Below are 11,672 nucleotides of genomic sequence, written 5' to 3'. Positions count from 1 at the left end.
CGCCCCGGCGTCGTGGCGCGCCGACCTGCCGCTCTGGGCCTGCGCCGTCGCTGCGGCCGCGGTCGTCGTCGCCACGGCCTGGTCGATCAACCTGCACAACTTCATGGACGGCATCAATGGCCTGCTGACCGCCCAGTCCGCTTTCGTGTTCGCGATGCTCGCGCTGCTCGGCGAGTTCGCGCTGCCGCACGGGCTCGGGTCCGTGCCGGCCGCGCTCGCGGCGGCCTGCGTCACGTTCCTGCCGTTCAATTTTCCGTCCGCGCGGATCTTCCTCGGCGACGTCGGCAGCGGCGCGCTGGGTTTCCTCGTCATCGCGCTGCTGGCCTGTGCGGCGCTGACGGAACCGCGCTGGCTCGCCGCGGGTCTGTTGCTGGCCAGCAGCTTCGCCGTCGACGCGACGGCGACCTTGCTGCAGCGCATCTGGCGCGGACGCCGCTGGTATAGTGCGCACCGCGAACATCTCTATCAGTGGCTCGTGCGCGGCGGCTGCTCGCATGCCCGGGTCGTGGGCTACTACATGGCGTGGAATCTGTTGCTGGTCGCACCGCTGGCCGTGCTCGTCGCGTTGAAGCGCGACCCGGGTGCGTCCGTCGCTGCGGTGCTGATCGCCTACACGGCCGGCGTTGCGCTCTGGTGGCGCGCGCGGCAGGCCGTCCTCGCCGGAGTGCGCCGCCGTGCCTGACCTCCTGCGCCGCAGCATCGGCCTGATCCATCCGCGCCTCGCCGTCGTCGCCCATGACCTGACCATGGTCTGGCTGGCCTGGCTCGCCACGTACGCGATCCGCAACGCGCTGCTGCCCGAGCCGCAGCCGGTGATCTGGTTCGGTCCCGAAGTGATCGTGCTGCTCGCGGTGCAGGCCGCGGTGTTCTGGTGGACCGGGCTCTACCGCGGGCTCTGGCGCTTCGCGAGCCTGCCGGATCTGTGGAACATCGTGCGCGCCGGCGCAATTGGCGCGGTGCTGGTGGCGATCACGCTGTTCCTCTACAACCGCCTCGCGACGGTGCCGCGCGGCGTGCTGCTGATCTATCCGGCCGCGCTCGTCGTGTTCCTCGGCGCGCCGCGGCTGGGCTACCGCTTCTGGAAGGACTCGCGCCTGGACCTGTTCAACGACAGTCCGAGCCAGCGCGTGCTCGTGCTCGGCGCCGGCCGTGCCGGCGAGGCGCTCGTGCGTGACCTCAAGCGCGAGAACCGCTATCGCGTCGTCGGCTTCGTCGACGACAACGCCCAGCTGCGCGGCGCCAAGCTGCACGGCGTGCCGGTACTGGGCACCCTGGAGCGGCTGCCGCAGATCGCCGCCGAAGTCGCCGCGCAGATGCTGCTGATCGCTATGCCGTCGTCGAGCAACGCACAGATGCGCCGCGTCGTCGAGCTCTGCGAATCCACGGGCCTCGCGTTCCGCACCGTGCCGCGTCTGGACGACGTGGTCTCGGGCCGCTCGCAGTTCAACGAGCTCAAGGAAGTCGCGATCGAGGACCTGCTCGGCCGCGATCCGGTCGAGCTGGACTGGACCGCGATACGCAGCGGCCTGACCGGCAAGCGCGTACTCGTGACCGGCGGCGGCGGATCGATCGGTTCGGAGCTGTGCCGCCAGGTCGCGCGGCTCGGCGCGAGTTCGCTGACGATACTGGAGCTGTCCGAATACAACCTCTATCGCATCGAGCAGGAACTGCGTGCGGCCTGGCCCGACCTGATCCTCGATGCGCGTATCGGCAACGCCGGCGACCCGGCGACCTGCGAGCACGTCTTCGCCGCGGCGAGGCCGCAGGTCGTGTTCCACGCGGCCGCCTACAAGCACGTGCCGCTGCTGCAGGGGCAGCTGCGCGAGGCCGTGCGCAACAATTCGCTGGCCACGCGCTGCGTCGCCGACACCGCCGACCGCCACGACGTCGAATGCCTCGTGCTGATCTCGACCGACAAGGCCGTGAACCCGACGAGCATCATGGGGGCGTCCAAGCGTATCGCCGAGCTGTACTGCCAGAACCTTGCCGGCCGTTCGCGCACGCGCTTCATCACCGTGCGGTTCGGCAACGTGCTCGATTCGGCCGGCTCGGTCGTGCCGCTGTTCCGCGAACAGATCCGCAACGGCGGCCCGGTCACCGTGACGCATCCGGAGATCACGCGCTATTTCATGACGATCCCGGAAGCCTGCCAGTTGATCCTGCAGGCCGAGGTGCTCGGTAAGGGCGGCGAGATCTTCGCGCTCGACATGGGCGAGCCGATCCGCATCCGCGATCTCGCCGAGCAGATGATACGGCTGACCGGCAAGATCCCGGGCCGCGACATCCAGATCGCCTATACCGGCCTGCGACCAGGCGAGAAGCTGTTCGAGGAGCTGTTCCATCCTCTGGAGAACTACCGCAATACGGCGCACGCGAAGATCTTCCTGGCCCAGCCGCGCAGCATGAGCTGGGAGCTCCTGAACGCGCAGCTCGCGCGCGCGGCGCAGGCCGTGCAGGACTTCGACGAGGACGCGCTGCGCCGCTGCGTCGCCGCGCTGCTGCCGGATTTCGCGCGCACGGCCGAAGAAGCTGCCGTCGTCGCGTTCGAACGACCGCAGCAGCGCTAGGAGAGGAAGCGTCGCTGCCGGCCACGTTCATCGTCGTCACGCCGCCGGCCGAGCCGCCTGCGGTGCCTCCGTTTCCGTCTTCACTTCCTGATTGCCCGATCCGCTAGGAGTCCGCATGTCGCAACGTCTACGCAAGGTCGTCTTCCCGGTCGCCGGTCTCGGCACGCGCTTCCTGCCGGCGACCAAGGTCGTGGCCAAGGAAATGCTGCCGGTGCTCGACCGGCCGCTGATCCAGTACGCCGTCGACGAAGCCGTCGACGCCGGCGCCGACACGCTGATCTTCGTGACCAACCGCTACAAGCACGCGATCGCCGACTACTTCGACAAGGCCTACGAGCTCGAGACCAAGCTCGAGCAGGCCGGCAAGAAGGAGCTGCTGTCGCTCGTGCAGAACGTGCTGCCCAAGCACGTGCGCTGCGTGTTCGTGACGCAGCCCGAGGCGCTGGGCCTCGGCCATGCGGTGCTGTGCGCGAAACCGGTCGTCGGCAACGAACCGTTCGGCGTGATCCTGCCCGACGATCTGATCTGGAACAGCGGCGCGAGCGCCTTGCGCCAGATGGCCGACCTCGCCGCGTTCGAGAACTCCGGCGTGATCGCGGTCGAAGAGGTGCCGCGCGAGCAGACCAACAAGTACGGCATCGTCGACGCGACGCCGATCAACGAGCGCGCCGCGCTGATCAAGCTCATGGTCGAGAAGCCCAAGCCCGAAGACGCGCCGTCGAATCTAGCCGTCGTCGGCCGCTACGTGCTGCCCGGCCGCATCTTCTCGCTGCTGGAATCGACCAAGCCCGGCGCCGGCGGCGAGATCCAGCTGACCGACGCGATCGACGCGCTGCTGAAGCAGGAACGCGTGCTGGCCTATCGCTTCGAGGGCGAGCGCTTCGACTGCGGCAACAAGCTCGGCCTCGTCAAGGCGACCATGCACTTCGCGCTGCAGGATCCGACCCTGGCCGCGGCCACGCGCGAGTTCGTCGCGGGCAAGTGAGCAGGCGCACGGAAGGCCGCGATGCACGAGCATGATCTGAGCTACATCCTGAACCACCTCGGCGAGGAGGATCGCTCGCGCCATCGCGGCGCCGTGTCGCCGCCGATCTACCAGAGCTCGATCTTCGCGTTCGAGACCGTCGCGCAGATGCGCACGGCCTTCGGCGACGAACTCGACAACACGCTGTACACGCGCGGCAACAACCCGACCGTCGAGATCCTGCGCAAAAAACTCGCCGCGCTCGAAGGCGCCGACGACGCGCTGCTGTTCGGATCGGGCGCCGCGGCGATCGCGGCCGGCGTAATGGCCGGACTTAGGTCCGGCGATCACGTGGTCTGCGTGCAGAAGCCGTACTCGTGGACGCGCAGCCTGCTGCGCGACTTCCTCGCGCGGTTCGGCGTCGGCCACGCGTTCGTCGACGCGCGCGACACGGCCGCGATCGAGGCCGCGCTGACCCCGCAGACCCGGCTCATCGTGCTCGAAAGCCCGAACACGATGACCTACGAGCAGCAGGACCTCGCCGCCGTCGCCGCGCTCGCGCGCCGCCGCGGCATCCGCACCTTGCTCGACAACAGCTACGCGACGCCGCTGAACCAGCGCGCGATCGCGCTGGGCATCGACCTCGTCGCGCATTCGGCGACCAAGTACCTCAACGGCCACAGCGACGTCGTCGCCGGCGTGCTCTGCGGCAGCAAGGCGCTGATCCGCGAGGTGTTCCAGGGGCCTTACATGACGCTCGGCGCGATGCTGTCGCCGCACGACGCGTGGTTGATGATCCGGGGCTTGCGGACCTTGCCCGTGCGCCTGCGCCAGATCGCGCAGACCACGCAGGTCGTCATCGCGTTCCTGAAAGAACATCCCAAGGTCGGACACGTCTGGTATCCGCACGACGCCGGCGATCCGCAGTACGACCTGAGCCTGCGGCAGACCACCGGCGCAAGCGGCCTGCTGTCGTTCACCGTGCGCGGCGAGACGACGGCGACGGTCGAGCGTTTCTGCGATGCGCTGCAGCGGTTCCTCATGACCGTGTCCTGGGGCGGCTACGAGTCGCTGCTGTTTCCGGTCGCGGCCGTCTATCCGCCGGACACGCGCGTGACCGACGCGCGGGCAGGGCAGGTGCCGGTCAATCTCGTGCGGATTTCGATCGGCCTGGAAGACGCCGACGTACTGATCGCCGATCTCGCCCAGGCCCTGGATCGCGTGTAGGGTTGCACAACGCTTTCGGAGGAAACATGCGCTTACCGTTCTGCCTGCTCGCGGCTTCCGCGCTGCTGCTGTCCGCCTGCGGCGCGCTGCCGGCGCGCACGACGTCCGAATCGACGGTGGCCGTGCCGCAGGAACTGGCCGGCGAATACGACAACCACGCCGAGCGCTGGAACGCATCGGCCGGCGGCAAGCAGGCGCCTTCGACGAACGCCGCGCCGGCCATCCATCACTGGCTGACTCATCCGGGCGGCGACCGCAAGCAGCTGCTCTGGCGCGTCGTGCTGCCGGACACGACGCCGGTGCAGGAAGCGCGCTGGCTGCTGGTCAGCGAAGGCAACGGCTTCCTGCCGTACCGGCCGCTGACGGCCGAGGCCGAGGCCGTGTTCCTGAATCCGGCGAAGAACGTGCGCATCGACGACAAGTCGTGGGCGCCGCTGAACGCCTGCATGCTGAAAGCCGCGGCGACGCGCAACGGCCTGGCCTTCGCCGCCGATCCGGCCGCCTGCAGCGCGCTGTTGCCCGGCATCGGCGCGACGGCCGCGCTGCTGCCGCTGCGCTTCGAGCTCGTCAACGACCGCCTGCGCGTGGTCATGGTCGCCGACCAGGCGCGCGGCGTCGACGCGGCGACCCTGTCGCAGCGCGTGCGCTGGTTCACCGGCTGGGACGCGCTCAACGGCGGCGGCGTCAAGGCTTCGCCGGACAACAACGACTGGCATCTGCGCCGCGACCTGCGCCTGCACAGCGAAGGCGGCCGCGTGCCGCTGAAATACCGCGACGGCGCGGCGTCGGGCTATTCGCTCGAGCTCGCGCGCCTGACCTATCGCGAAAGCAACACCGAGGTGCTGCGTCTGGCCGTCATCGAGGACGCGAGCGGCCGCATGCTGAGCTACGTCTGGGCCGATCCCGACGCCAGACGCATCGGCCTGAGCCTCGGCTGGCTGCAGGTCGGTCTCGAAGTGGAAAGCTCCGCGCGTGACACGCGCGCGCAATGACCGAGCTGCCCGCCAGCTACTACCGCGCGACGGCGACGGCCTACGGCGGCTTCGCGCCGCTCGCGGGCCGCCATGCCAGGCGCGTGGTCGTGATCGGCGGCGGCTACGCAGGTCTCAATACCGCGCTCGGCCTGGCTGAGCGCGGCGTCGGCGACGTCGCGCTGCTCGAAAGTGAGACCGTCGGCTTCGGCGCCTCGGGCCGCAACGGCGGCTTCGTGTTTGCGGGCTATTCGCGCGGCGAGCAGGCGCTCGTGCGCGAACTCGGCCAGGAGACGGCGAAAGCCCTGTTCCTGAGCACGCTCGGCGGCGTGCAGCTGATCCGTTCGCGCGTGGCCAAGTACCGCATTCCGTGCGCGATGGTCGACGAAGGCGTGATCTGGGCCAACTGGTTCCACGATCCGCGCATCCTGCGCGAGCGTCAGGAATTCCTCGCCGGGCAGTTCGGCGTGCAGTGGGACTGGGTGCCGAAGTCGACCGTGCGCGAACTGCTGCGCACCGAGCGCTACAGCGACGCGCTCTGGGAACGCAACGCGGTGCATCTGCATCCGTTGAACTACGCGATAGGACTTGCGAAAGCCGCGGCCGATAAGGGCGTCGCCGTCCACGAACACTCGCCGGTCACCGCGCTCGCGCGCCACGGCGAAGGCTGGCGGGTGACCACGACGGGCGGCGACATCGAAGCCGAACACGTCGTTCTCTGCTGCGGCGGCTACCTCGCCGGCCTCGACCCGCAGGTCGACCGCGCCGTGCTGCCGATCGCGACCTACGTCATGGTCACCGAGCCGCTCGGCCCGCGCCTGCGCGAATGCATCAACACGCGCGCGGCGATCTACGACACGCGCTTCGCGTTCGACTACTACCGGCCCTTGCCCGACTCGCGCCTGCTCTGGGGCGGCCGCATCTCGATCCGCGACCGTTCGCCCGCGCGCGTGCGCGATCTGCTCTACCGCGATCTGCTGAAGGTCTATCCGCAGCTCGCCGGCGTGCACGTCGACTTCGCCTGGTCCGGCCTCATGAGCTACGCGCGCCATCAGATGCCGCAGATCGGCCGCAAGCCGAACGGGCTCTGGTATGCGCAGGCGTTCGGCGGCCACGGCGTCGCGCCGACGACGGTCGCCGGCGAACTGCTCGCCGCGGCGATCGCGCAGGACGACACGGCGTGGCAGCGCTTCGCGCCGTTCGGCCTCGTCTCGGCAATGCGCCCGGCCGGCTTTCTCGGCGCGCAGGCGAGCTACTGGTGGTACCAGGCCGTGGACTGGTGGAACGACTTGCGGGGTCGGTAGGACCTTGCTCGAATCAGCTTTACCGATTCAGCGCAATGCACGAATACGGAAGAACGCATTGCTCGCCGCCGGTCTCCTTGAGGCATCGGCGTCGAGCGCATCCGCTATCGTCTTGCAGCTGGCCGCATCATCGGCGAGACCGTGAATGGTGACGGCGTGGTCATCAGGATGGCCGGATCTGATGATCCCGTGATCTGCGGATGAGCCGATCTTGCGTTTGGCGAAGAACTGCCGGGCAGCGTCCAGGTTCGAAGACGAGCCGTCAAAGCAGCCGATCAACGCCAAGGCATTGCCAGCAGAGGAAGTGAGCGATTCATGATGGCTCCCGGCCGGATCGATGCGCACATGGTTCTCTTTTCCGTGCGGCGCGGCCTCGTGATTTCAGGCCTGATGCCACCAAACGTGCGCGGTATACGCCGCGCCGAGCAGATACAGCGGCGTGAAGATGGTCTTGTTGTACCGGGCGAGCCAGAGCGGAAGATAGATGTCGAAGTTCGCGTCGCGTCGCTCGGTGTAGCGCGCAGCGACGCCGGTCAGCGGGCACGACCAGCGGTTGAGCAGCAGCACGAGCGCTTCCAGCCCGACGAAGCCGATGAGCAGCGCCGCGAGCCTGAAGTTGCCGAGCCGGGCGGCAAGAGGAGCGCCGACGATGCACGCGACGAAGAACGCCCAGATCGCCGTGTGGATCGCTTTGACCGTCCTGAGCGCGAAATCGCGGTTCATGGCGTCGATGACCAGGCTCGTCGTTCGGTTGTTAGGCGGCGTTGTTCCGGTCTTCACCGGCGGCTAACGCCGCGGAATTTATCCATCGAATCCCGCACTCCGCAATGGGAGCGATGCCATGAACAAGCGCAAGAGTGAAATCGAGAAACTCGAACGGGCGTTCTGGGACTCCATGATCGCGGGCAAGCCGGAAATCGCCACGGGCATGCTGACCGAGCCGGCGGTCATGGTCAGCGGCCACGGCGCGAACAAGTTCGATCATGCGGCGTACACGCGCATGGCCCGGGACGACCGCTACAAGCTCGTCGATTACACGATCTCGGACATGGACGTGATCTTCCCGCGCGACGACGTGGCCATCGCGACGTATCAGGTGGACCAGCGCATGGAGATGCAGGGCAAGCCGGTGCAGATGGACGTCTACGACACGTCGACCTGGGTGAAGGTCGGCGGCGACTGGCGCTGCGTCATGCACACCGAGAGCGCAGTCGAGCAGAAACCCCATTGATCACGACGGCCGGCGCTCCGGAGTCCGATGCGGGCGCGCCGGCCTGCGCGGCGGCTTCGACCGCGCCGACGGGCCGGGCAATGACCGGCTTCCCGGGCAGCGACGACGGTCCGGGCATCACGCCGCCCGACTGACGCCGGCGGCGACGCGCGTGGCTTCCGCCAGCCAGCGGACCACGTCCTGACAGGCTTCCCGTCGCGGCGCGGCGGCTTCGCGGCGGGCTCGATAGACGGCGCGCTGCTGGTCCGCGCTGGTGCCGCGTTCGACGATGACCTGCGCGTGCAGCACGTCCGCGCGGCAGCCGAAGTGGTCGATGTCGGGTTCGATGAACTCCAGCAGCCGCTGCAGCGCGTCGTTCATCGGTTCGCGCCGGCCGCCGTGGATTTCGTCGATGAATTGTGCGCGCACGCCCTGGCGCTTGGCCTGCCAGCGGTTTTCCTCGACGAGCATGCGGGTCAGCGGGGTGCGCGCGCGGCCGACTTCGGGCTGGCGCACGAGCGCGCGGATCAGGCAGCGGAACAGCTGCGCGATACAGAGCGCGTCGTCGATGTGCGTGCAGCTGTCGCAGAGCCTCAGCTCGAGGGTCGGGAAGCGCGCCGACGGGCGTATCGCCCACCAGAGCTGGCCCGGATCGGGAATGACGCCGGCCGTCAGCAGGCCCTGCACGAACGTATCGTATTCGGCCTGGCCGCCGAAGTAGTCCGGAATGCCGGTGCGCGGCCACTCGTCATAGGCGGCCTGCCGGTATGACGCGAGTCCCGTGTCCTGACGCGACCAGAACGGCGACGACGTGCTCAGCGCGAGCAGCAGCGGCAGCCACGGCACGAGCCGGTTCATCACGTCGACGCGATCCACGCCGCAGGGCGGCGCGACATGGACGTGAAGGCCGCAGAGCAGGTTGCGCCGGCCGACGATCTGGAAATCCTCGATCAGGCGTTCGTAGCGCGGCGCCGCCGTCGTCACTTGCTCGCGCCATTCGCCGAGCGGATGCGTGCCGGCGGCGACCAGCGACAGACCGAAGTCGCCGGCGACGTCGGTCAGACCCGAACGCAATGCGGTCAGCGCATGCCGCAACTCGCCGGGGTTGCGACAGACCGGCGTCGTGGTTTCGATCTGCGACTGCATGAGTTCGTACGTCGCTTCGCCGGCGACGCGGCTGTTGCAGGCGCGCACGAAACCTGCGGGCATGTGCGGGACGATCAGCCCTGAAGACGTTTCGGTCAGGAAGAACTCTTCCTCGACGCCGATGCTGTAGTCGCTCGACATGGTTGCCCCTGTGTATGCCAGTCGATGGGAGCGTCGCTGCGCTCGCGAACCTCGCCGCGAAAATCAGCCGTGATGAAAGCAACAGGCCGGTATCTTCATTCGCGCGCGATTAGCATTTCGTTAAGCAAAGACAGTTGCGGACGCATCGGAAGGCATGATGCGCACGTTTGTCATCGTTGCCCCGTCGAACAGGCGGGCGGCGAAACCGAGCAGGCAGTGTGATTGCCGATGCGACGGATCGCGGGCGAGCGGAGGAGCGGCGCGTCAATCCCTGTCCGGCGCGCCGAGCGGAAACAGCGGGCGGTATTGGCGCGCCTCTTCGACGGCACGCGCGAAGGACGGTCGCGCGAGCAGGCGCGCGCGATAGCTGCGCAGCACCGGATAGTGCCCGGCGATGCGGTGCGTCCAGTCGGCATAGAACAGTGCCGGCGCGGCGGCGCAGTCGGCCAGGGTGAAGGCGTCGCCGCAGGCCCAGGTGCGGCCGGACAGGTGGCGATCGAGCCAGGCGTAGGCGAGCTCGAGTTTCTGCCCGGCGAACGCGTGCGCCTCCTGGCGCTTGACCGGGTCGCCGGTCAGCGCGCCGTTGACCGCATGCTGCACCGGGCTCATGACATGGAGGTCGAAGACGCGGTCGAGAAAGCGCACGTCCAGCGCGGTCATCGCCTCATCCGGCAGCAACCGCACGGGCCCCGCGTGTGCGAGCTGCAGGTATTCGATGATGATGCTGGTCTCGACGACTTCGCGGTCGCCGTCGAGCAGCAGCGGAAACTTCGCGAGCGGCCAGCGCCGCAGCCAGTCGGCCGTGTGTTCCGGCGTGTCGGGACCGATGCAGCGGAACTCGAACGGCAGCGCGTTCTCGTACAGCGCGATCAGCACTTTCTGTGTGTAGGAGGAAAATGGGTGGCCGTAGAGCGCGAGCGGCATCGGAAACTCCGCAGTGGTGCATGCCTGCCGATCGCAAGCCGCAGGACACTAGCTTTGCAGAAGCGCTGTTTCAAGCAGAACGACGGATGGGTTGCGCACGCTGCGGCGGCGCGTGGTCGTGTCCACGACGACTAGGGCGACTTGCTCGGCTCGTTCCTGGCCTGCGGCGCCAGACGGTCCAGCACGTCGGGGACCAGGCGTTCCGTCCAACCGGAGATGAAGGCCCAGATCAGCAGCTTGGCCAGATTGGCGAGATTTCTTGCCGAGTCGTCGTTGCGCAGCAGCGCCTCCACGGGGCTGACCGGATTGGAGAAGTCGGGAAACGCGTGTCCACCTACCAGTCCGCCGCGCATCAGCAGATACATGACGATCGCGAAAACCATGCCGAGCAACGGCGCGATCAGCACGGTTCCCTTGCCGCTTTCGATGCTGAGCCAGGTATTGCCCGGCTCATGCCGCGGGTCGATGCTGTAGAGCCGCGTCAGTGTGCTGACGGACGCGCCGGCCGCGCCTGCCAGCATGGTCAGACTCAGCGTCACGAAATTCCCGGCCTCGTCGGCGCGCAGGAAGCAAAGCCCGACGATGGTCGCTGCGAACAGCAGCGATATCGCAATCAGCGAAAGGGAGATGCGCTTAGCCAGGCGCGCTCTCAGGCGTTCCACGGTCGGCACAGCGGCATAGCGCCGATGCACGCGACTTGCCAGATGCTGGGCTTCCGACAGCAGTTCCTCGTGTTTCGCGGTTTCCAGATTCACGAATTGGGCGGCGATGCAGGCGAAGGACGTGGGAGTCAGCAGATTGGAGAGCATGTCGCGATAGCCGGCGACACGCAGCTTGAGATCCTGCGATCCGAGGTGCTCGAGCAGTGCCGACTCGAGCAGGTAAAGCTCGGGCACGTCGACCTTGCGGTCGCTCTCGGCGGGTTTCATCAGCTCCTGGACATCAGCGGCGAGATTCGCGCCCTTGCTGCGCAGCCGCATCAGCTCGCAGACGTATTGCTTGAACAACTGGGTCTGGAACTCGTTGTTGACTGACATGGCCTTCTCCCCGCATGCGAAAGCCGCGCGTGTCATCGCCGCCATGGCAGCGCTGTTGCGCCTGACGAGGGAACCTGCGGCCCCCGCTTTCGAATTCCTGGTGATGCGCGCGGGCGGAATCTCCCAGGCAACGTGTCGGCAAAGTTGCCCGGTCCTCGCGGCTGCTCCCACGGACGAAGGT

Annotated in this window: 12 protein-coding genes; 7 read left to right on the top strand and 5 right to left on the bottom strand. The window is 67.9% G+C overall.

Annotated elements, in window-relative coordinates; genetic code table 11:
* The 6 genes from NON22_RS03350 to NON22_RS03325 form a co-directional block, all read left to right on the top strand.
* Nucleotides 1-682 (top strand): MraY family glycosyltransferase (locus tag NON22_RS03350; RefSeq protein WP_484600498.1); only part of this gene is annotated, 682 nt, incomplete at its 5' end.
* A 64-nt stretch (nucleotides 683-746) separates the two neighbouring features.
* Nucleotides 747-2,567 (top strand): polysaccharide biosynthesis protein, encoded by a 1,821-nt coding sequence (locus NON22_RS03345; protein WP_257385492.1) that lies wholly within the window; start codon nucleotides 747-749, stop codon nucleotides 2,565-2,567.
* Nucleotides 2,568-2,682: 115 nt separating this feature from the next.
* Nucleotides 2,683-3,552 (top strand): UTP--glucose-1-phosphate uridylyltransferase GalU, encoded by an 870-nt coding sequence (gene galU, locus NON22_RS03340; RefSeq protein ID WP_257385490.1) that lies wholly within the window; start codon nucleotides 2,683-2,685, stop codon nucleotides 3,550-3,552.
* 21 nt (nucleotides 3,553-3,573) lie between these two features.
* A complete protein-coding gene (locus NON22_RS03335; RefSeq protein WP_257385489.1) occupies nucleotides 3,574-4,758 on the top strand; it encodes a trans-sulfuration enzyme family protein in 1,185 nt (394 codons plus the stop codon).
* Between the two features lie 26 nt (nucleotides 4,759-4,784).
* A complete protein-coding gene (locus NON22_RS03330) occupies nucleotides 4,785-5,750 on the top strand; it encodes a hypothetical protein (protein ID WP_257385488.1) in 966 nt (321 codons plus the stop codon).
* Nucleotides 5,747-7,033 carry an NAD(P)/FAD-dependent oxidoreductase gene (locus NON22_RS03325; protein WP_257385487.1) on the top strand — a complete coding sequence of 429 codons (1,287 nt, stop codon included), beginning with the start codon at nucleotides 5,747-5,749 and terminating at the stop codon, nucleotides 7,031-7,033. The genes NON22_RS03330 and NON22_RS03325 overlap by 4 nt, the downstream gene beginning before the upstream one ends.
* Before the next feature lie 27 nt (nucleotides 7,034-7,060).
* Here NON22_RS03325 and NON22_RS03320 read toward each other — a convergent pair whose 3' ends face one another.
* Nucleotides 7,061-7,378, bottom strand: a complete 318-nt coding sequence (locus tag NON22_RS03320) for a hypothetical protein (protein WP_257385486.1) — start codon at nucleotides 7,376-7,378, stop codon at nucleotides 7,061-7,063.
* A gap of 36 nt (nucleotides 7,379-7,414) precedes the next feature.
* Complete coding sequence (locus NON22_RS03315) at nucleotides 7,415-7,756, bottom strand: hypothetical protein (protein ID WP_257385485.1); 342 nt, start codon at nucleotides 7,754-7,756, stop codon at nucleotides 7,415-7,417.
* A gap of 118 nt (nucleotides 7,757-7,874) precedes the next feature.
* Here NON22_RS03315 and NON22_RS03310 point away from each other — a divergent pair, with 118 nt between their 5' ends.
* Nucleotides 7,875-8,264 (top strand): nuclear transport factor 2 family protein, encoded by a 390-nt coding sequence (locus NON22_RS03310; RefSeq protein WP_257385484.1) that lies wholly within the window; start codon nucleotides 7,875-7,877, stop codon nucleotides 8,262-8,264.
* A 117-nt stretch (nucleotides 8,265-8,381) separates the two neighbouring features.
* Here the strand turns inward: NON22_RS03310 and NON22_RS03305 are convergent, their stop codons facing one another.
* The 3 genes from NON22_RS03305 to NON22_RS03295 form a co-directional block, all read right to left on the bottom strand.
* Nucleotides 8,382-9,530, bottom strand: a complete 1,149-nt coding sequence (locus NON22_RS03305; RefSeq protein ID WP_257385483.1) for a carboxylate-amine ligase — start codon at nucleotides 9,528-9,530, stop codon at nucleotides 8,382-8,384.
* Nucleotides 9,531-9,794: 264 nt separating this feature from the next.
* Nucleotides 9,795-10,454, bottom strand: coding sequence for a glutathione S-transferase family protein (locus NON22_RS03300; protein ID WP_257385482.1), 660 nt, complete (start codon nucleotides 10,452-10,454; stop codon nucleotides 9,795-9,797).
* A 131-nt stretch (nucleotides 10,455-10,585) separates the two neighbouring features.
* On the bottom strand, nucleotides 10,586-11,536 hold the full coding sequence (locus NON22_RS03295) for a hypothetical protein (RefSeq protein ID WP_257385481.1): 951 nt from the start codon (nucleotides 11,534-11,536) through the stop codon (nucleotides 10,586-10,588).
* Nucleotides 11,537-11,672: the final 136 nt, after the last annotated feature.

The sequence above is a fragment of the Tahibacter caeni genome (assembly GCF_024609805.1).
Classification (GTDB): Bacteria; Pseudomonadota; Gammaproteobacteria; order Xanthomonadales; family Rhodanobacteraceae; genus Tahibacter; species Tahibacter caeni.
This window is presented reverse-complemented; position numbering and strand designations above follow the sequence as displayed.

What these genes read in the sequence shown, in the direction of transcription:
- NON22_RS03345 (WP_257385492.1), top strand. Translation starts at nt 747, where the DNA reads ATGGTCTGGCTGGCCTGGCTCGCCACGTACGCGATCCGCAACGCGCTG.
- galU (WP_257385490.1), top strand. Translation starts at nt 2,683, where the DNA reads ATGTCGCAACGTCTACGCAAGGTCGTCTTCCCGGTCGCCGGTCTCGGC.
- NON22_RS03335 (WP_257385489.1), top strand. Translation starts at nt 3,574, where the DNA reads ATGCACGAGCATGATCTGAGCTACATCCTGAACCACCTCGGCGAGGAG.
- NON22_RS03330 (WP_257385488.1), top strand. Translation starts at nt 4,785, where the DNA reads ATGCGCTTACCGTTCTGCCTGCTCGCGGCTTCCGCGCTGCTGCTGTCC.
- NON22_RS03325 (WP_257385487.1), top strand. Translation starts at nt 5,747, where the DNA reads ATGACCGAGCTGCCCGCCAGCTACTACCGCGCGACGGCGACGGCCTAC.
- NON22_RS03315 (WP_257385485.1), bottom strand. Translation starts at nt 7,756, where the DNA reads ATGAACCGCGATTTCGCGCTCAGGACGGTCAAAGCGATCCACACGGCG.
- NON22_RS03310 (WP_257385484.1), top strand. Translation starts at nt 7,875, where the DNA reads ATGAACAAGCGCAAGAGTGAAATCGAGAAACTCGAACGGGCGTTCTGG.
- NON22_RS03305 (WP_257385483.1), bottom strand. Translation starts at nt 9,530, where the DNA reads ATGTCGAGCGACTACAGCATCGGCGTCGAGGAAGAGTTCTTCCTGACC.
- NON22_RS03300 (WP_257385482.1), bottom strand. Translation starts at nt 10,454, where the DNA reads ATGCCGCTCGCGCTCTACGGCCACCCATTTTCCTCCTACACACAGAAA.
- NON22_RS03295 (WP_257385481.1), bottom strand. Translation starts at nt 11,536, where the DNA reads ATGGCGGCGATGACACGCGCGGCTTTCGCATGCGGGGAGAAGGCCATG.